21 protein-coding genes are annotated in these 23980 nt (G+C 37.4%); 9 read left to right on the forward strand and 12 right to left on the reverse strand.

Translation table 11 applies throughout. The annotated features are described in order from the left end of the window. Positions 1–24: 24 nt before the first annotated feature. On the forward strand, positions 25–1629 hold the full coding sequence (locus QL995_RS00050; RefSeq protein WP_290291369.1) for a GMC family oxidoreductase N-terminal domain-containing protein: 1605 nt from the start codon (positions 25–27) through the stop codon (positions 1627–1629). Positions 1630–1656: 27 nt separating this feature from the next. Here QL995_RS00050 and QL995_RS00055 read toward each other — a convergent pair whose 3' ends face one another. From QL995_RS00055 to QL995_RS00065, 3 genes are all read right to left on the reverse strand, one after another. Continuing rightward, on the reverse strand, positions 1657–2472 hold the full coding sequence (locus QL995_RS00055) for a class I SAM-dependent methyltransferase (RefSeq protein ID WP_290291372.1): 816 nt from the start codon (positions 2470–2472) through the stop codon (positions 1657–1659). Positions 2473–2475: 3 nt separating this feature from the next. After that, a complete protein-coding gene (locus QL995_RS00060) occupies positions 2476–2877 on the reverse strand; it encodes a hypothetical protein (RefSeq protein WP_002960599.1) in 402 nt (133 codons plus the stop codon). A 266-nt stretch (positions 2878–3143) separates the two neighbouring features. Then, the gene (locus tag QL995_RS00065) at positions 3144–3563 is read right to left on the reverse strand and encodes a DUF3429 domain-containing protein (protein ID WP_290291374.1); all 420 of its coding nucleotides are present in this window, start codon (positions 3561–3563) and stop codon (positions 3144–3146) included. Between the two features lie 281 nt (positions 3564–3844). Here QL995_RS00065 and ahpC point away from each other — a divergent pair, with 281 nt between their 5' ends. Both ahpC and ahpF read left to right on the forward strand, forming a co-directional pair. After that, positions 3845–4414: an alkyl hydroperoxide reductase subunit C gene (gene ahpC, locus QL995_RS00070; protein ID WP_007581822.1), complete on the forward strand. Its 570-nt coding sequence runs from the start codon at positions 3845–3847 to the stop codon at positions 4412–4414. 154 nt (positions 4415–4568) lie between these two features. Then, on the forward strand, positions 4569–6143 hold the full coding sequence (gene ahpF, locus QL995_RS00075) for an alkyl hydroperoxide reductase subunit F (protein ID WP_024593080.1): 1575 nt from the start codon (positions 4569–4571) through the stop codon (positions 6141–6143). Between the two features lie 117 nt (positions 6144–6260). On the opposite strand, the gene QL995_RS00080 is transcribed toward ahpF, so the two are convergent. The 4 genes from QL995_RS00080 to QL995_RS00095 form a co-directional block, all read right to left on the reverse strand. After that, on the reverse strand, positions 6261–6521 hold the full coding sequence (locus tag QL995_RS00080) for a hypothetical protein (RefSeq protein ID WP_033026456.1): 261 nt from the start codon (positions 6519–6521) through the stop codon (positions 6261–6263). Between the two features lie 40 nt (positions 6522–6561). Beyond that, entirely contained in the window at positions 6562–8583 is a 2022-nt protein-coding gene (locus tag QL995_RS00085; protein ID WP_290291387.1) for an ATP-binding protein, read from the reverse strand. Positions 8584–9124: 541 nt separating this feature from the next. Further along, positions 9125–9346, reverse strand: coding sequence for a hypothetical protein (locus tag QL995_RS00090; RefSeq protein ID WP_007581825.1), 222 nt, complete (start codon positions 9344–9346; stop codon positions 9125–9127). A 9-nt stretch (positions 9347–9355) separates the two neighbouring features. Further along, the gene (locus QL995_RS00095; RefSeq protein WP_010555290.1) at positions 9356–10126 is read right to left on the reverse strand and encodes an undecaprenyl-diphosphate phosphatase; all 771 of its coding nucleotides are present in this window, start codon (positions 10124–10126) and stop codon (positions 9356–9358) included. A gap of 236 nt (positions 10127–10362) precedes the next feature. Between QL995_RS00095 and QL995_RS00100 the strand changes: the two genes are divergently transcribed. The 3 genes from QL995_RS00100 to QL995_RS00110 are packed head-to-tail and all read left to right on the forward strand — an operon-like array spanning position 10363 to position 12484. Further along, on the forward strand, positions 10363–10650 hold the full coding sequence (locus QL995_RS00100; RefSeq protein ID WP_024591874.1) for a hypothetical protein: 288 nt from the start codon (positions 10363–10365) through the stop codon (positions 10648–10650). Next, complete coding sequence (locus tag QL995_RS00105) at positions 10647–12242, forward strand: PepSY-associated TM helix domain-containing protein (protein ID WP_290291391.1); 1596 nt, start codon at positions 10647–10649, stop codon at positions 12240–12242. Before QL995_RS00100 ends, QL995_RS00105 begins: the two co-directional genes overlap by 4 nt. Next, the gene (locus tag QL995_RS00110; protein ID WP_007581829.1) at positions 12239–12484 is read left to right on the forward strand and encodes a hypothetical protein; all 246 of its coding nucleotides are present in this window, start codon (positions 12239–12241) and stop codon (positions 12482–12484) included. Before QL995_RS00105 ends, QL995_RS00110 begins: the two co-directional genes overlap by 4 nt. A 9-nt stretch (positions 12485–12493) precedes the next feature. On the opposite strand, the gene QL995_RS00115 is transcribed toward QL995_RS00110, so the two are convergent. Then, entirely contained in the window at positions 12494–13330 is an 837-nt protein-coding gene (locus QL995_RS00115; RefSeq protein ID WP_290291394.1) for a patatin family protein, read from the reverse strand. A gap of 166 nt (positions 13331–13496) precedes the next feature. On the opposite strand from QL995_RS00115, the gene QL995_RS00120 reads away from it, so the two are divergent. Next, on the forward strand, positions 13497–14369 hold the full coding sequence (locus tag QL995_RS00120) for an SMP-30/gluconolactonase/LRE family protein (RefSeq protein ID WP_290291396.1): 873 nt from the start codon (positions 13497–13499) through the stop codon (positions 14367–14369). Positions 14370–14403: 34 nt separating this feature from the next. Here QL995_RS00120 and QL995_RS00125 read toward each other — a convergent pair whose 3' ends face one another. The 3 genes from QL995_RS00125 to QL995_RS00135 form a co-directional block, all read right to left on the reverse strand. Beyond that, positions 14404–14859, reverse strand: coding sequence for an NfeD family protein (locus QL995_RS00125; RefSeq protein WP_024605673.1), 456 nt, complete (start codon positions 14857–14859; stop codon positions 14404–14406). Positions 14860–14880: 21 nt separating this feature from the next. Beyond that, positions 14881–15834 carry a slipin family protein gene (locus QL995_RS00130; protein WP_007581832.1) on the reverse strand — a complete coding sequence of 318 codons (954 nt, stop codon included), beginning with the start codon at positions 15832–15834 and terminating at the stop codon, positions 14881–14883. A 117-nt stretch (positions 15835–15951) separates the two neighbouring features. Further along, positions 15952–17403, reverse strand: coding sequence for a diguanylate cyclase (locus tag QL995_RS00135; RefSeq protein ID WP_290291399.1), 1452 nt, complete (start codon positions 17401–17403; stop codon positions 15952–15954). A gap of 383 nt (positions 17404–17786) precedes the next feature. Between QL995_RS00135 and QL995_RS00140 the strand changes: the two genes are divergently transcribed. Further along, complete coding sequence (locus QL995_RS00140) at positions 17787–18680, forward strand: cation diffusion facilitator family transporter (RefSeq protein WP_007581834.1); 894 nt, start codon at positions 17787–17789, stop codon at positions 18678–18680. Between the two features lie 70 nt (positions 18681–18750). Here QL995_RS00140 and QL995_RS00145 read toward each other — a convergent pair whose 3' ends face one another. Then, entirely contained in the window at positions 18751–23250 is a 4500-nt protein-coding gene (locus QL995_RS00145) for an EAL domain-containing protein (RefSeq protein ID WP_290291402.1), read from the reverse strand. 166 nt (positions 23251–23416) lie between these two features. Between QL995_RS00145 and QL995_RS00150 the strand changes: the two genes are divergently transcribed. Next, entirely contained in the window at positions 23417–23968 is a 552-nt protein-coding gene (locus tag QL995_RS00150; RefSeq protein WP_290291405.1) for an isochorismatase family protein, read from the forward strand. The last annotated feature ends 12 nt before the right edge of the window (positions 23969–23980 follow it).

The following is a 23980-nucleotide window of genomic DNA, read 5'->3' on the forward strand; positions in this document are numbered from 1 at the left end:
TTAAAACTTTTATTAAGGTACACCATGAACAATACAACATTTGATTACATTGTGATTGGCGCAGGTAGTGGCGGCTGCGTTATGGCATCGCGATTGTCTGAGGATAAAAATGTAAGTGTGTGCTTAATTGAAGCTGGCGGCAGTGATAAAAGTGTATTTGTGCAAATGCCAGCAGGCATAGCAGCGAGTGTGCCTTATGGCATAAATAGCTGGCATTACAATACCGTGCCACAAAAAGAGCTTAATAACCGGTGTGGTTTTGTGCCGCGTGGCAAAGTATTGGGTGGCTCAAGCTCGACTAATGCGATGGTTTACATAAGAGGTAATAAGTACGATTACGACCAATGGGCGGCTAATGGCAATACGGGATGGAATTTTGATAGTTTACTTCCGTACTTTATTAAAGCTGAGAACAATAAAGCGTTTATAAATAATGAGCTGCACGGCACTTACGGCCCCTTACATGTACAAGAGCTAAATAACCCAAGCGATGTAAACCAATACTTTTTAAATGCCTGTGCTGAGCAGGGCGTTAATTTAAGCGACGATATAAATGGCAAAGAGCAAAGTGGTGCACGTTTATCGCAGGTAACTCAGCACAATGGCGAGCGTTGTAGTGCAGCAAAAGCATATTTAACACCGCATTTAAACCGCCCGAATTTAACGGTATTAACCCATAGCCACGTTAATAAAATAAATATAACCAATAAGATAGCGCAAGGCGTGCAAATAGAGCGTAATAAAGAGGTTATTAATTTACGTGCTAAAAAAGAGGTAATACTTAGTGCTGGCGCTATTAATTCGCCGCAAATATTAATGCTTTCAGGTATTGGCCCAAAAGAGCAGTTAAGTGCACATAACATTAGGGTTCAGCACGTACTTGAAGGTGTTGGCGCTAATTTACAAGATCATTTAACGGTAGTGCCACTTTATAAATCAAAAACAAATAAAGGCACATTTGGTATAAGCCCGCTAGGCATTGCCAGCATTATAAAAGGCTGTGTTAACTGGTTTAGTAAACGACAAGGGCGATTAACCAGTAACTTTGCAGAGTCGCACGCGTTTATTAAATTATTTGAAGGCTCGCCAGCTCCCGATGTGCAACTAGAGTTTGTAATTGGGCTGGTGGACGATCATAGTCGTAAATTACACACTGGGCATGGTTACAGTATACACAGCAGTATTATGCGCCCCAAAAGCCGAGGTACTATTACATTAGCTGATAACAACCCACGTAGTGCTCCACTTATTGACCCTAATTACTTAAGCCATCCAGATGATTTAACTGTAATGCTTGCAGGCCTTAGAAAAACACTCACTATTATGCAAAGCAAAGCTTTTGATAACATACGCGGTAAAATGCTCTATCCGCTTGATATAAATAATGATGATCAGCTAATTGAGTTTATACGCCAAACTGCAGATACCGAATATCACCCAGTCGGGACATGTAAAATGGGGCAGGACTCAATGGCAGTGGTGGATACTAATTTGCGAGTACACGGGGTAAGTAACTTACGCGTAGTCGATGCGTCGATTATGCCTACCATTATTACCGGCAACACAAATGCACCGGTAATTGCGATTGCTGAAAAAGCAGCTGATTTAATTAAACACGAAAAGGTGTAATTAAATAAACTGTAGTAGGGCTATTTATTAGCTATAAAACTCATTTAGCCATTGTTGCCAATCGCTTTCAAGATGTAGCATTTGCTGATGCTTTTTAGCGTTTAGATGCTTGGTTTCGTCCTCGCTTGCCATATAGGGCCCAACGCGGCAAAGGGGGCAATGGTTAGATGTTAAGTATGCAGGTTTGGTAAGACGTGAGCTTAATTCGCTAGTATGTGTATCAATACTTTTTGGGCTGAAAACGTAAGTTATGCCGCTGGTGTCTTTTACGTGTTTGTCGCGGTCAACATTACGAATTTTATAACCTTCAAAATGGCTAATATCAAATGGGATTTGGCCTAAATAATCAGCGTTTAAACCGTTATTTAAACTCCCTTCTATATTCCATTCTCGATAAGGTTTTACATCCTTTGAAGTGATGTAACACAGCATTGGACCATTTTTATCAAGCGCGTATTCGTTAGCGTATTTAATAAATTGATGCAGCAAAGCGCGGTTTAATACGTTCATACTGGTTTGTCGCGTGTTGTTTTCAAATGCTTCACGGCCAACAAACGCAGGTATAAGCGGAAACTGAAAAATAACCACGTCAAAGCTGTGCTGGTTTTCACTTAGAGTTTGCCAACACGCGGGATTTGTTACATCAAAACTATTAAGTACCTCAACGTTATGCGCTTTTAGGTTACCAATTGCATTGTGCTGGTACTTTTGCTCAATAGTAGTTTGGTCATCGTAAGTGGATGCAAGCAAAGCTTTTGGCGATAGATGAGTGTAAATAGCGTTCGAAAACGATAAATCGCCATCGCCTACGGTGAGTATTCGCCATTGAGGATTTAAATACATATTTTATTTAGCGTTTATGTTTGTAGCAGTATTATTTATATCGCTATTTGTTTGTGAGTCTTTTGCTAGTAAACGATGAAACGCAAGTCTGGTTTTTAACCCTTCAATTGCGATTTGTTTAATAATAAGATTAAAGGTAATTAAAATGGCAAAGGCAATATGAATAGGGCCGTGAGTAAATCCTGCATCTGTATCGTATAGTGTTAAACCAAATAGCAAAAATAAGACGACTAAAAATATTTCGAGTAATTGACTTGAATAAAAGCTTAAACGACCTTCGCTTTTATGATCTTTTTTAATGCGTATAGCACAAAAAAATGGGATCACTTTGATTTTAAATGCAGCGTTTTTTTCTACGTAGTTTTCGCCAAGTTCGTCGAGTTGTTGGCGTAGTTGGTCAATCATGGTGTGTCCTCAAATAGCAGTGCGCGGATATTACCTTATTACCACACAATATTTAAGTTTACAGCTGCTATTTAACCTGAACTCTGGTTAATAAATTCGCTAACGCATTGAATTATGGTGATATTTAAATTTATTTTCTCTAGCCAGAGATTTTCTGTGAGAACAAGGCGAATTTACGCGTCAATAGCGGGCCTATTGCAAGTAAATTCAACGCAGTTAGCGCTGAAAATAGCTGCTTGAGATAGATTTATTATCCAGAGCTCAGGTTACTTAGGGTAAATACTCATACCAATAGTAAGGATATGACACACAAACACAACAGAGGTAAGTACTACACGCATTTTTTGATAATCTTTATGATAGGTTTGCCATTGCGGCGTGGCTTTTTCAAATATAAGTACTAACCAAAAACTAGCACCTAGCCAAGCCAGTGCCCACTCTACAGGTAAAAATGATAAAAATGGAACTGGGATAACAGGTAATATCGCTTTAATTGCATTGCTATAGCTTTGCTCTCCGGCGCGCCACAAGCTACCTGCCATAAATGCTAAAATGGCGATACTGTAAAAAGTAAAAAACTCTAAGTTAAGGCTATTACTGCCAAACATAAGCGGCCAACCCACACACCCTAAAAACGGGATTAAGCCTAAGTAACCTAGTTGTATGTGGTTAACAAATTTTTCCATTACGGTGTGCCTTATATTTAATGACTTATTTGAAGCGCGGCTATTGTAGCAGTATTGGGATTAGCGATCTTAATAATTCGCCAGCTTTACAATCCTAAAAATGGTTACGGTAAAAGGTGTTATAAAGTTCAATCCAAAAAATCGATTGTTTTAATCTAAACAATCAATTTTATTTAATTCCTCATTAGCCGTATTGTACTTATCAAGCCAACGCGACAGGCCACTTTAATTGGCAGCGTTGATTACTTTGTAAATACTTTAAATATAGATGAGGAAATACCATGAGCACTTCATTAATCAATACTAAATTACAACCATTCAATGCAACCGCTTACCACAACGGTGACTTTGTAGAATTGTCTGAAAAAGATGTTCTAGGTAAATGGTCAATCTTCTTCTTTTACCCAGCAGACTTTACATTTGTATGTCCTACTGAACTTGGTGATGTTGCAGATTATTACGCACAACTTCAAGAAATGGGCGTAGAAGTTTACTCAGTATCTACTGACACTCACTTCACTCACAAAGCATGGCACGATACGTCAGACACAATTGGTAAAATTACTTACCCAATGATTGGCGACCCAACAGGACGTATTACTCGTAGCTTTGGCGTAATGATTGAAGAAGAAGGCTTAGCACTTCGCGGTACATTTGTAATGAACCCAGAAGGCGAAATTAAAATTATCGAAACTCACGATTTAGGTATTGGCCGTAGCGCTAAAGAACTTGTTCGTAAAGTACAAGCTGCACAATACATTGCAACTCACGACGGTGAAGTTTGTCCTGCATCTTGGCAGCCAGGTGAAGACACACTTGCACCTTCACTAGATTTAGTTGGTAAAATCTAAGTATAGATTTATTCCTACTATAAGGGCAGGTAACTGCCCTTAAATCAACGAACATCCGTTTGTTGGTGCCTCCTATATCAATATACTTGTTTAAGCACATGCATTATTTGGCATGGGAGGCTTGCTGTTTAAATTTTCCTAAAAGGGTTAAGCCATGTTAGATAACAACATAAAAAATCAATTAAAAAGCCATTTTGAATCGCTTACTCAACCTGTTGAGCTGCTTATTGCCTTGGATGACAGCAAAAAATCAGCAGAAGTAGAAAGCTTAGCGAACGATTTAGCCTCACTGAGCGATAAATTTACGGTAATGAACAACCCAGATACAAGCGCACGTCGCCCGTCAATGGTTGTACATTCACCTATTAAAAACACTCATATTACGTTTGCAGGCGTACCTATGGGCCACGAATTCACAAGTTTAGTGTTAGCTCTTTTACATACTGGCGGACACGCAAGTAAAGCTAAAAGCGAAGACATTGAACAAATACAATCGCTTACTCAAGAACTTAACTTTGAAGTATATATAAGTTTAAGTTGCCAAACGTGCCCGCAAGTAGTCCAAGCACTTAATACTATGGCAGCGACAAACAGCAATATTAAAGCGACCATGATTGATGGCGCATTATTTCAAGATGAAGTAGAAGAGCGAAATATTTTAGCTGTACCGGCTGTATATTTAAATGGCGAACCATTTAGCCAAGGTGCACTAAGCCTTACCGACATACTCAATAAAGTAGATAGCAAAGGGGCACAGCGCCAAGCTGAATCGCTAAGTAAAAAAGATAAATTTGATGTACTTGTAATTGGTGGCGGGCCTGCGGGCGCATCGGCTGCGATTTACTCAGCACGAAAAGGGTTAAATACAGGTATTGTTGCCGACAGATTTGGTGGACAAGTTGCAGATACATTAGCAATAGAAAACTTTATTTCGATTAAGGCGACTGAAGGGCCAAAATTGGTTGCCCAGCTTGAAGAACACGTTAAAGAATACGATGTAGATGTAATGCATAATCAGCGGGCAGCGGCACTTGGTTATAACAATGGCTACGAAATTACACTAGAAAATGGCGCAGTACTTAAAGCTAAGTCGCTCGTACTTGCCACTGGTGCACGCTGGCGCGAAATGAACGTACCAGGGGAGCAAGAATATCGCGGCCATGGTGTGGCATATTGCCCACATTGTGATGGCCCTTTATTTAAAGGTAAACCTGTTGCCGTAATTGGCGGTGGTAATTCGGGTATAGAAGCAGCAATCGATTTAGCTAATATTGTGCAAAGTGTTACGGTACTTGAATTTGCAGACACACTACGTGCTGATGAAGTGCTTATTCGTAAAGCTAAAAGCATGGCTAATATTACCATTATCAAAAGTGCACAAACTACCGAAGTACTTGGTGATGGTAAAAAAGTAACTGGCTTAATGTACACAGATAGAGTGTCGGGAGAGAGCAAAGAGCTTGAACTTGCCGGTATATTTGTACAAATAGGCTTAATACCAAATACCGAATGGTTAAAAGACAGCGACCTTGAATTAAGCAAATTTGGTGAAATACTGATTGATGCTAAAGGCGCAACGTCACTACCAGGAATTTACGGCGCGGGGGATGCAACCAATACTCCGTTTAAACAAATTATTATTGCAATGGGCAGCGGTGCAACAGCAAGTTTAGGTGCATTTGATTATTTAATTCGTCACTCTGAAGAAGCTGATCAAAGCGCTGCTTAATGTAATTAGTAAAAACTCTCTTGATATAACAGCAAGGCTACACCCATAGCTGTTTGTTAACCCAAGCCGCCCTTCTCCAAAGGCGGCTTTTTTAATGCTTAAGAATTAGCACACGATTTAATCGCACCCACCACCAGAATCACCGCCGCTACAATTTGTATGAGAATGCGATGAGTTACTGCTAGAGGAAACTGATGAGTCACTGCCAGTATAAGCTGATGATCCACGTGATGGCTTAGCACTGATAAATGTAACTAACAGCAATACGCCTGATACGATAACTATTGTTATTGATGAGCTCCATTGCCCAGTGGAAACGCCTTTAAATACTGCAACAATAAGTACTGTTAGTAATATAGTTCTAATTATGTTTTTCATTTTATGTTCTTATTTTTTACCAGTGGCAGTGCAGTAAAAATTAGCTGATTTTTACGGTATGCTCAAGCGCATTAATAACCGCTTTTTCAAGTATGGGTAGTTTAAACGGTTTTGATATAAACATATCCATACCGGCTTGTTTGCAGGCAAGTTTGTCTTGTGATGAAGTATTAGCAGTTATAGCCACTATGTAGGTTTCTTCATGCGAGCAGATGTTTTCTGATCTAAGCTGCTTTGTTGCCTCAAATCCATCGAGTATGGGCATTATGCAGTCCATAAAAATAAGGTCATAATGCTTTTGGCGACATTTTAATACAGCATCTTGGCCATCAACTGCTGAGTCTGCTTTAATATTAAGCTTGCCTAAAGAGGCATGAAGTACTAACCGATTGATGTCGTTATCATCGACTACAAGCACTGATAGTTCACTGCCGTTGATATCTAACGTTGATTTAAGGCTTTCTTGTTTTTGTTCTGTCCCTTTCTCAATAGGAATATTTACTAAAAACGTAGTGCCTTTATTAGGTGTACTTTTTACCTTTATTTTTCCGCCCATATATTCAACAAGCTCTTTTACTATTGCAAGGCCAAGGCCTGTTCCACCTTTTGAATTCTTAGCATCTACTTCTTGAGAAAAAGGAGAAAACAGTGATTCTAAAAAGTTTTTACTCATTCCTCGGCCTGTATCAGACACTTCAATATTTAAACTTAGCTTATTTTTTATTTTAGAAAGGCTGGTGTTTAATGTAACTGAACCATTTTCAGTAAATTTAAGTGCATTACTCAGTAAATTAGAAGCAATCTGGCTAAGGCGTGTGTTGTCGCTAAACGCCCAGCAGTTGTCATTAATTGTATTATTTACTTGTAGCGTTACATGCGTGTTTTTAAATAGAGGTGTATACAAAGAAGTTAAATCGGTAAAAATTGTTTTTAGTAAAAAGTCAGTAGGTTCAAGCTTTAGCTCACCATGATTAATTTTAGAAAAATCGAGCACTTCGTTAATAATACTAAGTAAAATATCGGCGCTTCTAAGTCCTATTTTAATTTTTTCAGCGCGAACTTCTTCACTGTGTTCATCAACTAATGTGGTTAGCATACCTGTAATGCCATTCAGTGGGGTTCTTAATTCGTGGCTGATTTTAGCAAATAGCATGCTTCTGTCTTCAAGTAAACGCTCTGCTTGAGCTTGCTTTTGTTTAAGCTCTTCTCGGAGCATTACTGACTCGGTTACATCTTGGCAGGTGCCAAATAATCGGACACATCGGCCTTCATCAAATTCGGCCTCACCAAAGGTAGCCACCCATAAATGTTTATTTTTAGCGGTTACTATTTCTAGTTCTAGATTCCATTTTTTGCCTTTTTCTATGGCTAATTCTACCGCGCGAGTAATGCCTTCACGACTTGGACCTTCTTTATAAAACTCGACTGCAGAATTCATTTGCGGTTGAAATTGTTCATCCACCTCATGTATGAGGTATGTTTGCTCGCTCCAGGTAATTTTATCGGAGATTAGATCAACCTCCCACGTACCTATATTTGCAACGTGTTCTAACTTTAATAAAGTATTACTATTTTTTATGAGTTGTTCTTTAGCTTGGGTGCGAGCAAATTCCGAACCAAGCCATTGTGCAAATAACTCAATATAATCATAGGCTGCATCATTAAAAGCTGGAGAGCTGTTTATGGATGAAAAGTTAACGGTACCAAATATTTTTTCACCAATTTTTATTGGCGCGCCAATATAAGACTCTAACTGAAAGTTTATATAACAGGGGTGGTTTGCAATTGCGCTTTGAGATGCTTTATGAAAGGCAAGTGCAGAGCCTGCAGCGAGCGTATGTACGCAATAGGTGCCTTGTAATTCAAACACGGTACCGGGTAAAAGTGAGTTGTCAGGGGTTTTGGCATATAAAACGGTGTAGCTGTTTTCATCTACTTTACTAATAATACCTAGTTCAAGGTCAAATACTTCTAACCCAAACACTAAGAGCTTATTAATTTTACTTTCAAAATCAAGAGATTGATTAGAAACTATATCGTGAAAACATCGTAAAAAATTCAAAAGAAAACACCCCGTAAGCTTTTGTTCAATTTATATAATACATAGGCCAATTAGGGCATTGGTATTAGTTTAAAATCCAGTTTAGCAGTTTTAATTACTAATAACTAAAATTGATACGTATTAAATTTTATAACCTTATGTTTTTATGAACTAAGTTAGTGGTTTATTAATAGTAGTAGGGCCTGTTGACCTTTCAGGATTAAAATTTGTTCAATCTAGGGGCGATTTAATCGCGGCGCGAGGTTTGTAACCTAGTGGGCTCGATAACTGCTCCTGCGTTATTCTACTGGCTTACATCCATGTAAGAATAAGTAAAAACCGAGCAACAAAGAGTAAATTGTCCCTAGGCAGAACCCAAAGGGCAGCGCATGTTTGGCATTTATGCTGCGTTATCGCCTATTTATGGGGAATAACCACACTACATAGGCTCTACCTTGCCTAAATACCAAACAGTCTGCTGCAAATTTAACCTCGAAAGATAAGCAGGCCCTTGTATATAGCGCAGCATGCCGCCGAGCATATAATACTCAGCGGTATACTTTTAATACGTTGAATTTGGGGTATATTGCGGGTTGATATCGCCGCCTACTTCCTCTGGGTCAACATCGTTAATAAGCAGTGTTTCACGTACAGCTTCAATGTGATCAAGCACGCTTTGGTAGCGCTCGCCATATTCATACTTTGTCACCTCAATCGCTTTAGGCATGTAAGTAAAAGCTATTTTTAGGGCGTGGAGTGCTTCTTCGTTTATTTTTTCGCTCATAATATTCTCTTATGTGTAGGCTATAGTTAGTAAAATAACACCAAATACGATTCGGTAAAGACCAAAACTAACAAAAGTGAAATTTTCTAGAAAGCGTATGAATAGTTTAATAGTAAAATAAGCAACTATAAAAGACGTTAAAAAACCCACAGCAAGGGCAGTTAGGTCATCTAAGCTAAACAGTTGGTAATGTTTAAGTAAGTCGTACCCTGAGGCTGCTGCAAGTACAGGTAAACCAAGTAAAAATGAAAATTCAGCGCTGGCTTTTCGGTTTAAACCACACAACATGGCACCAACAATAGAACTTCCAGCACGACTAGTCCCTGGAATTAACGCAAATACTTGTGCTACGCCAATCCAAAGAGCTTGTTTATAAGTAACTTGGGTTACATCGGTAGTTGTGCAGTGAGTCTCTTTATAACTGCGCTCTAATAGTAAAAAAATCACACCGCCTACAATAAACATAACACCTACTACTGGTACGCTAAACAGTGTTTTTATTACATCACTAAATATAAAACCAATAATACCCAAAGGAATAAATGCAATGGCAACTTTCACCCATAAATTGAAATGTTTAGGGCTAAACTTGTCTTTATAGTTGGCTAGTACCGCTAAAATGGCGGCAAGCTGGATAATTACTTCGAAGGCGAGGTTAGCATCTGTTGATTCAATGCCTAACCACTTTGACGCTACAATTAAGTGCCCAGTTGATGATATGGGTAAAAATTCTGTTATACCTTCAATAATACCTAAAATAATCGCGTTAATTATATCCACGGTTTATTGCTTCCTGAAAAATTAAAAAGCCCGAACTCGGCTTAACTGAAATGACGCATTACTGCGTACCTAAATTGCGAGGCGTAGCATAAAAGCTCTTAAGGTAAACCAACAGTGTTTTTAGACTTAATTTGTTTAATAAATTGCATTAAGTATTAAATGCACAATATAATAGCAATTGTTATCATTTGCATGTGCTGTTTTGTATATGTTTGGGCAAATTTATTGAGCGAATAATGAATAATAAAAAAACGTTTACAGCTACACGGCGAAGGCACTTAATTGCGTGTGTATTAGCGCTAGTTACAGCGGTAATAATGATTCCGGGTATGACAACCTATTTACCGTTTCAAATGAATGAACAAATATTACTGCCTATTTTACTCTTTCCTATTATTTGGACTGCGTTGTTTATTTATGCGTATTTGGCGCAAAAAGTATGGCAACCTTTTGTAGTAATGATTGCATTGTGTGTATTACATGGTTTATTGAGTTTTTGGGCGTTAACGCAGGGGCAGGGATGAAGTCGATTACTTTAAAAAAGCTATTTTTATTACATAGCTGGGTAGGAATTATTACTGCGGTACTGCTATTTATTGTTGCATTTAGTGGGGCGTTAGCAGTTCTGTCGCGACCTGAGTTAAAAATATGGGCTAATCCAGAACTACAATCTAGCCAATACGTTGCCAGCGCGCAAATTAACCGACTAGTAAACGAATACCATAAAAAAGTACCTAGTGAATTTGGCGAAAACATTCATGTGTTTTTACCAAGTGGGCATAACTTTCATTTGTTAACGTTGGTATTTGAATCTCACCATGGCGATGAAAATTACGACCAAGAGGTGGCCAGAGTATTTCAATTTCATCCCGATACGTTGACGCTGGAAAATACTTACTATGGGCCTAGTAAAGAGTTTTACGCCAATAAAAAAACGGATGCGCCAACTTATATAGGTGAGTTTCATGCAGATTTGCATTTAGGGCGACCAATTGGGTTAATACTCACTGGGTTTTTAGGTTTAACGCTTTTAGTAAGTGCAGTGACAGGCTTGTTTATTCATCGCAAATTGATAAAAGAGCTCTTTACGTTTAGGCGAGATAAAGGGTTAGATATTGCAGTAAGCGATGCTCATAAGGTTATAGGTATTTGGGGCAGCGTATTTAATATTGTGATTGGTTTTACCGGATCATTTTTAGGGCTCGCGACCATTATTTTACTACCAGCAGCTGCGTTTGTGAGCTTTGGTGGCGATCAAGATAAGTTAATAGAAACGTTTACCGCTATTCCTGAGCCTGTAGTTAGCCACATTAAGCAACCTACAAAAATAGACACTATTTTAGAGCATGCTCATAGTCGTTACCCTGAAGCAATAATTAGGGATGTCACAATAATGGCGCATAACGATGCGAATGCGCAGGTATATTTGCGTTTGTTAGGTGGCGAGGCTGTTGCTTCTCAGTTACTGCATTATCAGGGCAATGGTGAGTTTGTGCAGTCGATGAGTAGTTTTGGTGACATTTCAGGTGTTTCGATAAAAGTAATTGAGTTGATGTTTCCGCTGCACTTTGGGAACTTTGCAGGAGTGTTTGTAAAATTACTTTGGGTATTGCTTGGCTTAAGTACTGCGCTTTTACCTATTTCGGGCATGATGATGTGGCTAACAAAGCGCACACGTGGCAGTAGCCCTTCACTGAGTATGCAGGCATATGCACGCTGGAATCGTTTTATTATTGGCAGTTGTGGCGGTTTGGTATTAGCAAGCTTTGTGCTATTTCCTGTGCAAGTTTTACTTAATTATAGCGTTGTTGGTGTGGCGCAAAATAGCTTTTTTGGACCCGTGTTCTTTTATACGTGGTTGGCATGGTTACTATTAAGTGTATTGCCCATAGGTTATAAAAACTATTTTAAGCTGACACTTTTACTATGCGGCGCTTCGCTTGCTTTGGTGCTGCCACTTAATATTTTACTTGGCGTTAGCAATGTTATTAACCTTAATTGCTCGCTTGTCGCGGTAGTAGATATAAGCTTTATGGTGGTGGGTATCGTGTGTATGTTTGTTGCCTTAAAAATAAAAAACACACAAAAATTACAAATTGAGGTACAACCCGCATGAACGAGCTACTAATTACAATTGCGATGGTAAGTTTATTATTAATGATGCTCAACCTACGAAAAAACACACTTACATTAGCGACTAAAACATTTTTAAGTGCACTGCTATTTGGTTTAGCGCTGATATGTTTTATGAGTGTTTACGGTATTTTAGGCGGTGCAATATGCACCGTTGTGGGAGCTATGTTAGCTGGTTTACTAACCGCAGTTATTGCGGGTAAAGCACCGCAATTATTAGGTTAAATAATGCAGTTATTTAGCTAAAAAGGCCTTAGCAGTATCAACTCCCATGTTGTAACCACTATTAAGTATTTCAAACTTTTTAGTGGTACGCCCAACTTTAAAATTAGCCGGTGGTGCAATGATATTGATTTTGCAGTCATTTGGTGGATCTATAATAAAATCGATAGACTTATTATAAAAATCAGCCCTATTTAAGGTCGTTTGAATTAATGCGGGATAGTTTTTATACATTTTTTTAGTAAGCCAAGGTGCCTTACTTGGTTTTTTACGATAGCCTAAACATTGAGACAAAATAACGGTGATTTCGCGTGCACCCATTTCGTAAGCTTTTATAACCGGAATTGAATCAGCAACACCGCCATCGGTCATCGCTATGTCATTAATAATAGGGTAGTCACGATATGCAATGGGTATAGCGCATGATGCTTTTAATTGATGCACCATATCGGCGCTGGTGGCTTTTAAATAGTGTGCTTTGCCTGATTCGATTGCCGTAGATACAATATAAAACTCGTGTGGAGTTTGCTCAAAGACCTCCGTATGAAGGCGTATTTCGCGAATTGTTTCTTGCCATAACCAATCTAAATCAAATAAATGACCACCTTTAATAAAGCGCGCTAAATTAATAAATTCAGGACGGCATGAGTAGTCAGTAATCACTTTATAATTTCGCATTGGTTGTTTGCATAAAAATGCGGCTATATTAGTTGCCCCGGCTGAAACACCAAAATAGCGTTCAAACGGCTGATATTGCTGTTTTAAAAACTCATCAAGCACACCTGCGGCAAATATACCGCGCATTGCACCGCCTTCAACGACGAGTGTGTTTTTATTATTGTTGTTCATGGTCAATCCTTTTTATTAAATTTGATGTTATCAACTCAGTCTAAAAAATGCGATAGAGATTACTGAAGGTATTGATAAATTAAAGCCAGGTACACATCGCGAAATCAACTGTTTTCTGGTAAGGTTTGGGTTACAAGGCTTTGTTAATAATAAAGAATAAGTATTTATGTTTGACCCTAACGTAACCATTTTTGAAAGCACACAGAATCAGCTTGCAGAAAGTCCTCTTTGGCACCCTATGCTGAATACTTTTTTTTGGGTCGACATAAATAAAAAATTACTTTTAAGCAAAAAAATACACAGCGAAAGCCAACTAAAAACAGTTAATATGCCTGATACACTCAGTGCAATAGCGTGGATTGATGAGCAGCACTTGTTGCTAGGTACAAGTACTGGTTTATACAAATACCATATTAATTCGAGCACTCGCCACCTTATTCTTAATATTGAAAATACACAACTAAATAGGCGTTCAAACGACGGCCGCGCTGATCCATGGGGTGGTTTTTGGTTAAGTACAATGGACGTAAATGCTAAAAAAGGTGACGGTAAGATATACCGTTATTATAAACACCAGCTTAAAGCCGTTGTAAGTGGTTTGAGTATCCCAAATGGATTGTGCTTTGATAAGCCACGTTTACGCGGTTATTACTGCGACTCTTTAACGAGTTGTATTTATGTATTAGATTTGGATGAGCAAACTGGCGAACCTTGCTCTGAGCCACGTGTTTTTTATCAATTTAATAATACTGATGTTGACCCCGATGGCTGCGTAACCGACCAATTAGGTAATTTGTGGCTAGCTGTGTGGGGAATGGGGTGTGTTATATGTTTATCCCCAGACGGTGAGCTAATTAAAACAATAAAGCTTTGTGCAATAAAACCGACATGCACTTCATTTGGTGGTGAAAATGCTGAATTGTTACTTGTGACATCGGCATTTGATGAATCGATTAATAATACTGTTACTGAACAAGGCGCTGTATTTCAAATCTCAGGCATAAAAAACGGGCAGTTTGAGCCGCCCGTTTTACTGTAATTTATTATACACAGTGCTTGTTTTAAAGTGATGGTTAGCTTTTAGGCTTAACCCACATAACACCCACTTCTTTTTTGGTTACTAAAACCTCAGTACCGGCGCTAATTGGTTGCTCACTTTTGAGTTTCCAGCTAATACCTGAATATTGATGGGTAGTTAAACCTTGCTCTGTTACATCGCTAGTAAGTACAAAAGTAAGTTCAGCAAAATCACTATTCACTTGCTTCTTATCTACGCGATTTTGCATTTGTTTTAATGGTTTCCAAAGTGCAACGGCTAAGCCAGCTGTAACAACTGCATTACTCCAAAGGGCTGTTGCTAATGAGTCAGGTAAAATACCAAAACTCATTAATAATCCTGTAAGGAATAACGATAATCCAAAAAACAACAAAATAAATGTAGAAAGGCCAAGTACTGCTACTTCTATTATTAAAGCAACAATACCAAGTACCATAAGTGTTTGCGGTAAATTTTGCGTAATAAAATCCATACAAACCTCTTTATTTAGTTATTAACCCAAATGCTTTTTATTTAAGCTATTAATGATTGCCATACCTTGGGCAACCATTGAGCTTGCATCTGTCGCGTTGTCTGGCAGTAATACAATTGATGATTCACGAGCAATCGCTTCTTTAGCCGCGATTGCTTTAGTTGCTAAATCTAACTGAATTGCTTTTTGACCTTGCTCTGTATCTGCAGCTTCACCTATTTTAATAAGTGCATTTGCTTGTGCTTCTGCAACCGTAGTAATAGCTGTTGCTTCACCTTCAGCGCGTAAAATTTGCTCGGCTTTGTCGGCTTCAGCAGCAAGTACTTGTGCTTGTTTTTTACCTTCAGCAACGTTGATATTTGCTTGGCGATCACCTTCTGACTCTAAAATTTGAGCTCGTTTAACACGCTCAGCTTTCATTTGTGCTTCCATCGCTTCCATAATAGAGTTAGGCGGCACAATATCTTTAATTTCGTAGCGAAGTACTTGAATACCCCAAGGCTCAGATGCCTGGTTTATAGCTGCAACAATGTTGGTATTAAGTAAATCACGCTCTTCAAATGTTTTATCAAGCTCCATTTTACCTAATTCTGAACGCATTGTTGTTTGTGAAAGTTGTACAACTGCAAACGTATAGTCGTCAACGCCATACGTTGCTTTGTACGGGTCTAGTACTCTAAAGTACAGTACGCCATCAACTATAAGTGAGATGTTATCTTTAGTGATAGCTGACTGCGATGGTACATCTTGAGCTTGTTCTTTTAAGCTACGATCAGCCGAGATTCTATCAATAAATGGAATAATAAAGTTAAGGCCGGCTTCTTTAGTTGATTGGTATTTACCAAAACGTTCGATTAACCAGGCGCGGTTTTGTGGTACAAATTTAACGCTACTTTTTAAAAGCACGATAACAAAAACAAGTAAAAAAGCCTCAACAGTAAAAACCATATCGAGAATTTGTGTGACTGGATCCATTTAAACATTCCTTATAATAATTAAACGCTGAGTGGTTGTATTGTTTATAATTTCAGCGTGTATAGATTATCACTACAGCGAACTTTTAACCACTAAAACTCACTGTAACGCGCCGACTTAGTCGGTTTTTTTAAAACTGGCTATTTTATTTCTGCCTGTTTCTTTTGCGTTATAAAGGGCTATGTCGGCGTTAGTTATAACTTCTTTAGGTGTTGTTTTTTGATTGGGTATAAGGCTATAAAATCCGATACTCAAAGTGAGGTAATTACTAGCACTTGAAAAATTATGTTCAATTGCGAGTTCTGCGATTTTTTCCTGAATAAGAACAGCAAACCTTTGACAATGATCTGTGTCGACTGCAGGTAAAATTATCGCAAATTCTTCACCACCGAAACGAGCGGCTAAATCACCTTCACGTTTACAAAGATCATGCAGCGCTTTGGCAACTTGTTTTAACACTTCGTCACCTAGCTGATGCCCATAGTTATCGTTATAACGCTTAAAAAAATCAATATCACACATTATTAAACTAATGGGTTCTTTATTACGTGCGCCGCGCTTAATTTCGCATTTTAAAGTTTGATCAAAACAGCGTCGGTTAGCAATGTTTGTAAGGCCATCAGTATTAACTTGTTTGTTAAGTTTATGATTGGCATTAATGAGTTGCTGCTGAGCTTGTTGTAGCTCTTGCTTGTAATTTAAATTTTTGAAAGCATTAGCAAGCATTTCACCTACTAACCTTAAGCGAATAAGGTCTAAATCAGTCCAGTTTCGCTTTTGAACAACGCAATCACAGCCTATAAAGCCAACGAGCTCTTTGTCATAACGTAGACCAATGCAAAGTACTGATTTTATTTTTTGTCGCTGGAAAATTGTTTTTTCGCTCATTGCTTGAATGGGTAACGACGTTACATCGTTAACTCTAAATAAGTGAGTACGTGCCATCAAACTAAAAAAATATGGGAGATCGCTTTTCGGAAGGTTTTGTAAGTCCTCTTTAAATGCTTGTATATCATTATTGACCCATTCGTGGGTGTTATTTATGGTTTTACCATCCTCGGCAAACTTAAAAAGATAACTTCTATCTGCGTGGCAAACGGTACCAATAGCTTTTAATGCGTAGTTGATATGCTTATCAACGTCGTCGTTTTGAATATCAATTAAGTCAGTTGATATGTTCGAAATAATATTATCAAAATCATATTGTTCATCTACATTATTATTCAATACATCGATTATAATAATGGAGCTTGAGTTAGGTAATTTTGCAAATTTTACATTGAGTAGCAATTTAGATACCTGTTTTGATAAAACAAACTGGCATTGGTTATTTGCAGTGAAATAATCAAAGAATAGCTCCTCGACTAATAGTTCTTTTTTACTGTGATGATTGGTTAAAGTGATGTGTGAAAAATCAATTTTATTAAAATGTGATTTATTTCTTAAGCCAAACAAGTCCTGTGCTTGGCTGTTAACTTTAAATATATTTTCATTGGCATCATAAAGTAATACACAAAACGGCAGTAACTCCAAGTTTCGCCATATTTCATTTGATAGGTTATTACTCACTCAACTCTCCATGTGTTTAAGCCACAATTAAATTGTTATCTATTGTATTTTTATTGTTTTTACTTGGGCGTGTTAATCGTCCTTAGATCGAGCTCAAAAGGCAGCGCATGTTTGGTATTTATGCTGCGTTATCGCCTATTTATGGGGAATAGCCACACTACATAGGCTCTGCCTTGCCTCAAAACCAAAAATACTGGTGTAAATTCAACCACCGAAGTTCAACAAGCCCTACTAATTATTAGCACATTTTTTTTGATTTACTAAGTTTTTAGTGCGTTTGAGGGCAGTACGTATTATAATTGATACTGTATATCATTACCCTTTTCTACTCTAAGCCATCTTTGGTTTATTTGCACTTTAAGTATAGGTTATTCAAGCATTTCATGACAGAAATCACTACACACCAAGCTTCTCGTCGTCGGTTACTTATTGCGCTAGCAATTACGTGTTCGTTTATGGTAATTCAGGTTATAGGTGCTTATTATTCTAATTCGCTTGCTGTACTTGCCGATGCGGGACATTTGTTTGTTCACAATAGCTCGTTATTCATCGCACTGATTGCATCAAGTCTCGCTATTCATTTTGCTAAAACTTATAACGATGGTCATCAAAGAGCCGAGCTTTTGGGTGGTCTGGTGAACGGATTTTTATACCTAGCAATCAGTTTAATTATTTTGTATGAAGGTGGTGAGCGCTATATACACCAGCATGAAGGAAATGAGCTGGCTATTAATAGTTATTTAATGTCGGTTATTGCTGCTATTGGTTTTTTGTTTCATGGTGCTGCTGCATGGGTTTTATATAAAGGCCGCAAAGCGAGTATTAATGTTTACGCGGTATTTTTACATTCATTCTTTGATTTGATTTCTACCGTATCGACATTTGTGGCTGGTATTCTTATATATTTTACGGGCTGGGTTGTTATCGATATTTTATCGAGCATGTTAATCGCCTCTTTCGTGTTGTTTACCGGTGTTAAGGTCATTATTAGTTGTATAAAAGGTTTACGCTTAAATAAGGCCAAACTTCCTAAAGTTGCAGATATTGAAAGTGAGATTACAGATATGGAGCATGTTCACAATGTCCATAACGTCACTGTAACGCGTAAATATAAGGGTGTAGTAGTCGGGGCGCACGTTGTACTTAAAGAGCATTGTACAATTGAAAAACACGATGAAGCATGTCGTATGAAGGTAGAACAACTGTTAGCTGAAAAATTTAATGTACGCAATAGTGTATTACAAATAGAAAGCCACGAATGCCATCACATCCATTAGTAGCATTTAATTAATATAAAAGCGTGTAAATAATGATTAGCACGCTTTTAATGTTTTAAATCAAATCAAATCAAATCAAATCAATGATATTGCTAAAACAATCGCTTTTACGTAAGTCTTTAGCATCCATTGGCCTTGCAAAGTAATAACCTTGCAGTACAGTACACCCAACCTCGGCTAAAAAGATCATCTGTTCGCGCGTTTCTACTCCTTCTGCAATACAGTAAAGATCTAGGTTTTCGGCCAATAAAAGAATGGTCTTAATAATTGACTCATCCCCTTTATCTATACCAATACTGTTTACAAAGCTTTGATCTATTTTAATAACATTAATAGGAAATTGGCTCAAATAGGTGAGTGACGAGTAACCAGTACCAAAATCATCAAGTAGTAATTTAAACCCAGCAGCTTTTAAGTTTTGTAGCTGCTTGGCTGCTTTGAGTTTATCTTCTAGTAAAATACTCTCTGTTATTTCAAGTCTTAATTGTCTTGGATGAACTTGAGAGTCCGCTAATATGGACATTAACCGCTGGGTTATGTTTGTTTTTAAAATGTGTTTAGGAGATAAGTTTAAAGATATATAAAACAATGGGTTTGCGCTGAGTATAGGTGCAATTTCAATAAGAGCTCGTTGCAATGCTTGCTCAGTAAGGAGTTCTATTAAACCAGTTTCTTCTGCTACCGGTATAAAAAGTGCTGGGGATACCAACTGTCCTTGATTTTTCCAGCGCATGAGTAACTCCACGCCATTTATTGTTTTTTCTTCTATGTCGATAATGGGCTGATAGTGATTAAAAAATCGGTTGTCTTTTACTGCATCTTTTAAATCATTTTCGAGCAGTAACTTTTGTTTTATCAGCTCATTCATTTCATCGCTAAAAAACTTAAAGTCGTTTCTCCCGCCTTGTTTAGCGTGCATCATCGCAACATCGGCATTACGGATAAGTATATCGGTGGTTACAGCATCAAATGGGTATAGAGCTACGCCAATACTTGCTGAAATATTAATAGAGAAGTCTTCAATAATTACTTTATTAGCTAACTCATTACTAATTTTTCTTACTGTATCGCGAAGAGACTGAAGCGATTTTATATTTTGAATCAGCACTAAAAATTCATCACCACTTTGACGGCCAAGTTTTGCGTTTACGCCAAGCATACCGTTTACTCTTTGGGTAATATTACAAAGTAGCTTATCGCCAACTGCGTGGCCAAAAGAGTCGTTAACAGGTTTGAACTTATCTAAATCAATAAATAATAATGCGCATTGTGTATTACTTTCATTGGCATGTTTAATCGCGTCTTCAATATTTTTATACATTAAACTACGATTAGGTAGATGCGTTAGAGGATCAAAATTAGCCAAATAGCGCAGTTCGTTTTCTGCACGTTTTTGCTCAGTTAAATCTGTAATAACAACCACGTAGTAGCTTGCAGTATCTTTTGTTACGGCTGTGGCGCTTATATGTATTGGATGTTCGTTACTTTTTGCTGTTTTTATATAAGCATCACTTTGCCAGTTTTCTGTAGCTTTTAATTTTTTTAAAATATTTGCAAACTCTCTACACTTATCTTTACCAATGGCCCTAATAAATAATTTTGGGCTAATTTTAGTGGCTGCTTGTTCACTTGAAAACGTTTCAATAAAACTGTTGTTCGCAGAAAATGGCATTAAATGCTTATCGAGTATAAGTAACCAGTCGTTTATTTGGCTAAACGCTTCACCTAGAATTTTTGCTTGTTGCTCATTAGCCCGTTGCTCAGTGATATTGGTATATATGCCAGAAACATATAGCGGCTCATTTGTTTGAGGATCGTATATAACTTGTCCTGTATCTTGATACCATAACCAATGCCCATTTTTATGCTGTAGACGATAAGTTGCTTGCCAGTTTTGTTGTTTTTTGTACTTGAAGTAGTTTTCCCATTGGTTTTCAAAACGACGTCGGTCATCTGGGTGTATTAGCGCTAAAAATTGATCTATATGCACGCGTACAGGCAAGCCTGTATAGCCTAATTCACTTCCTCTGAGCGTACTTACGGAAGCATCTTTAAAATTATAATCCCACACGCCACTTTTGTTATTTTTAAGCGCGAGTTCTGTTTGCTTTTGCGAACGAATAGTCGCTCTATGGGCTTGTTCAATTGCAACTTGGCGGCTGCGGTATTGCCAAAAAATGAAAAACAACACGGCAATTATTAAAACTATATAGGCGACAATAGCAAAGGGCGACTTCCATGGTGCGTAGGCTACGTTGATATTGAGTGTGGCAGGTTCGCTTGTAACAATACCATCGCGATTATGTGCTGATATTTTTAGCGAATAACTACCGGGTTGAAGTTTTGTGAAAAACACTTGGTTAGATTGTAAGTCTTCATATGTAAGGGACGTTGGCCCTGAAAGAATTACCTTATAATACGCTTTGTCTATATTGGGGTAAGAAAAGTTAGAAAAACTAACTGTAAGGCCCATGTCTTCATAACTGAGATCAAGTGGTTGGCTAAGGTATTTATGAGGGTAATAATCGAGCTCTTTGGTAAAAAGGTTTATATCGGTAATCGCTACATTATTTTTTTTAAATAATTCTTTTTCATCAAAGTCTAAAGGGTTAAACAGTAGAGCTCCGGCATTGCTACCAAAAATTAACCGGTCATCATTTAATGTTGTTGCTGCTATAGGAGTAAATTGGTTTATATTCAACCCGTCTTTTACTGAATAACTCACCACATTGAGTGTATCTAGGTTTATTTGATATAAACCATTGTCGGTACTTGCCCATAAAAAACCATTTTCATCAGGAAGTAACGAATAGATAGAGTCAGTATTAAATGAATTTTTTAATCCTATGTAGTGTTTTCTCTCATAAGTAACTGGGTCAACACCAAGCAAGCCTTCCTGGGTGGTTGCCAACCATAAAATATTTCGTTTTGAGTCTAAGTAAAAATTTTCTACAGTGTAAAAAATATCTTCTTTAGGATTAAAAGACTGGAATATAGTAGTTAAGGTTTTAGTTTTTTCGTTGTACCTAAAAAAACTTTTTGATGTGCCAAGTACAAACTCTTCAGGATGTGTGTCGAGGGGTTTATAAAAAGCATAAGAAAATAAAGGGTCAACTTGCTCTTTGAGTCCTTTAATAATTCTTGTTTTTCCGGTTGTTTCATTAAAAATATAAAAGTTATCATCAGAAATGAATGCATATTTATTTGCAGCAACTTGGGCAAAACCAAATAAGTTGAGCTGGTTAATTACATTATTGTCTGTGTCTTTATTTTCAATAATTTTACCCATTTGCTTATCGAAAAGTTTAAAACCATCATAAGTAACAAGCCAAAGAAATTGATCGTTTCCAATTGAAGACGCAAAAATATCAAATACCGCAGATGCTCCGTATATTGCTTTTGAGTCGGTCGAGCTCAAATATACTTCACTTTTATTTGTTGCTTTGTCGTAGCGCGCAATTCCATCTTCTGTTCCTAGCCATATAATATTATTTTTATCTTGGTAGGTGGCATGAACAGTATTGTTACCGGGTAAAAAAATGTGTTTAAACCGTCGGGTTTTAATTGGCCAGGTAAACACGCCTTGGGTTCTAGATGCGAGCCAAAGCACGCCGGACTTATCAATCATTAGATCGTTGATTGAGTTTTCATTAATATTAAACTTACTTTTTTCATAATTTAATATGAACTCTAACTCTTTGGTTTCGCGGTGATAACTAAATAATCCACTTTCGGTTGCTACAAACTCGCCGTAAACAGTATTGGCATAATCCCATATATTATAATCAGGAATTAATGTTGTAACATTTGCTGCAGATATATTTTTGCTATTATCAAATGCTAATTGATACATACCTTCGACAGTACCAACAAGTAATCCTAATTCATTATCAACACTTAAAAATTTGACGTTTATATTATCTATCGTATTTTTTTCAGGGGGATGAAGAGGGATTTTTACAAGTTCTGAATTATCTATATTTGCAGTGTATAAACCATCATTTGTACCAATATATAAAGTGTTTTTATATATCGTTAATGACCTAATGTAGTCCCTTTTATTTGGGAGTGCTAGCTTAAGTGTAAAGTGTTTACTCGTCTCATCAAATGTATATATTTGACCATCTATGGCGAAGTAAAAAGTATCTTGTTGCTGAGTCATTGCGGAGATTGGAGAAAACATCTTTTTTTCTTTATCTATTTGACCAGAATAGATTTTTTCGGTTTTTAAAGTGAGGGGATCTATTATATACGCACCAGAAAGATCAGTTGAAACGATAATCTTTCCGTCTTCGGCTTTAAATAATGCATAAATATAGTGTTTATCTAAGCCAAAGCCACCATTAAAAGTTTTTACTTTATAACCATCAAAACGGTTTAAACCCTGTTGGGTTGCTATCCATATGAAGCCAATGTCATCTTCTTGCGACTGCAAAACGTAACTTTGCGAGAGACCTTCGTCAGTAGAAATTCGTTGTAATTGTTGAGCATAGTTTTGTGATGCAAAAGTGCTTTGGATGCATAGTAAAAAAACAATGGTGATATGAAAAAAAAGTTTGCTCAAACGCACTTATAAACACTCTCAGTGGAGGATAGGATGATACTTAGCTAGATAGTAAATATAGCATAAGTTTTTATTTTTTAATTACAAATAATATACGTAAAGTTAAAAGCTCTATTTTCAAATAGTGAGCTAATCTATATAGATAACAGTTAATATTCATAAGGAGAGTATAGTGGTTTTATCTAATATTGATGCAAAAAATAGCGTGTTATTAATAATAGACTTACAAGCGTTGCTTGCTCCTGCAATTAAAGACTTTCCGAATATTTTAAAAAGTACATTGCAGTTAACGCAGGCGGGTATTATTCACGGCGTCCCAGTCTTAATAACCGAGCAATATGTCAAGGGGTTGGGCGAGACTAATCAGCAAATTAAAAATACGTTACCTAATGCTACGTATTTTCATAAAACGTACTTTAGTGCGTGTGCAGAGCCTGGCTTTGTTGATAAGTTAAAAAGCTATGGTAAAAAGCAAGTTGTTGTTGTTGGCACTGAAGCGCATGTGTGTGTTTTACAAACATGCTTAGATTTAATAGAAAATGGTTTTGAAGTTATTATCGTACACGACGGAGTTGGCTCGAGAAATCCGCAACATAAAAATTTGGCGATTGAACAGCTACGCCAAGCTGGTTCGGTAATTTCATGCGCTGAAATAGTTATTTTTCAATGGACAAAAAAAGCAGCAACGCCTACGTTTAAAAAAATACTGCCTATAATTAAGTAGACGGCATGTATA

The organism is Pseudoalteromonas sp. APC 3358, from assembly GCF_030408075.1.
Classification (GTDB): Bacteria; Pseudomonadota; Gammaproteobacteria; order Enterobacterales; family Alteromonadaceae; genus Pseudoalteromonas; species Pseudoalteromonas arctica.

What these genes read in the sequence shown, in the direction of transcription:
- QL995_RS00125 (WP_024605673.1), bottom strand. Translation starts at nt 14,859, where the DNA reads ATGGATTTTATTACGCAAAATTTACCGCAAACACTTATGGTACTTGGT.
- QL995_RS00105 (WP_290291391.1), top strand. Translation starts at nt 10,647, where the DNA reads ATGAAGTCGATTACTTTAAAAAAGCTATTTTTATTACATAGCTGGGTA.
- QL995_RS00100 (WP_024591874.1), top strand. Translation starts at nt 10,363, where the DNA reads ATGAATAATAAAAAAACGTTTACAGCTACACGGCGAAGGCACTTAATT.
- QL995_RS00120 (WP_290291396.1), top strand. Translation starts at nt 13,497, where the DNA reads ATGTTTGACCCTAACGTAACCATTTTTGAAAGCACACAGAATCAGCTT.
- QL995_RS00065 (WP_290291374.1), bottom strand. Translation starts at nt 3,563, where the DNA reads ATGGAAAAATTTGTTAACCACATACAACTAGGTTACTTAGGCTTAATC.
- QL995_RS00080 (WP_033026456.1), bottom strand. Translation starts at nt 6,521, where the DNA reads ATGAAAAACATAATTAGAACTATATTACTAACAGTACTTATTGTTGCA.
- QL995_RS00060 (WP_002960599.1), bottom strand. Translation starts at nt 2,877, where the DNA reads ATGATTGACCAACTACGCCAACAACTCGACGAACTTGGCGAAAACTAC.
- QL995_RS00130 (WP_007581832.1), bottom strand. Translation starts at nt 15,834, where the DNA reads ATGGATCCAGTCACACAAATTCTCGATATGGTTTTTACTGTTGAGGCT.
- QL995_RS00055 (WP_290291372.1), bottom strand. Translation starts at nt 2,472, where the DNA reads ATGTATTTAAATCCTCAATGGCGAATACTCACCGTAGGCGATGGCGAT.
- QL995_RS00110 (WP_007581829.1), top strand. Translation starts at nt 12,239, where the DNA reads ATGAACGAGCTACTAATTACAATTGCGATGGTAAGTTTATTATTAATG.
- QL995_RS00050 (WP_290291369.1), top strand. Translation starts at nt 25, where the DNA reads ATGAACAATACAACATTTGATTACATTGTGATTGGCGCAGGTAGTGGC.
- QL995_RS00140 (WP_007581834.1), top strand. Translation starts at nt 17,787, where the DNA reads ATGACAGAAATCACTACACACCAAGCTTCTCGTCGTCGGTTACTTATT.
- QL995_RS00090 (WP_007581825.1), bottom strand. Translation starts at nt 9,346, where the DNA reads ATGAGCGAAAAAATAAACGAAGAAGCACTCCACGCCCTAAAAATAGCT.
- ahpC (WP_007581822.1), top strand. Translation starts at nt 3,845, where the DNA reads ATGAGCACTTCATTAATCAATACTAAATTACAACCATTCAATGCAACC.
- ahpF (WP_024593080.1), top strand. Translation starts at nt 4,569, where the DNA reads ATGTTAGATAACAACATAAAAAATCAATTAAAAAGCCATTTTGAATCG.
- QL995_RS00115 (WP_290291394.1), bottom strand. Translation starts at nt 13,330, where the DNA reads ATGAACAACAATAATAAAAACACACTCGTCGTTGAAGGCGGTGCAATG.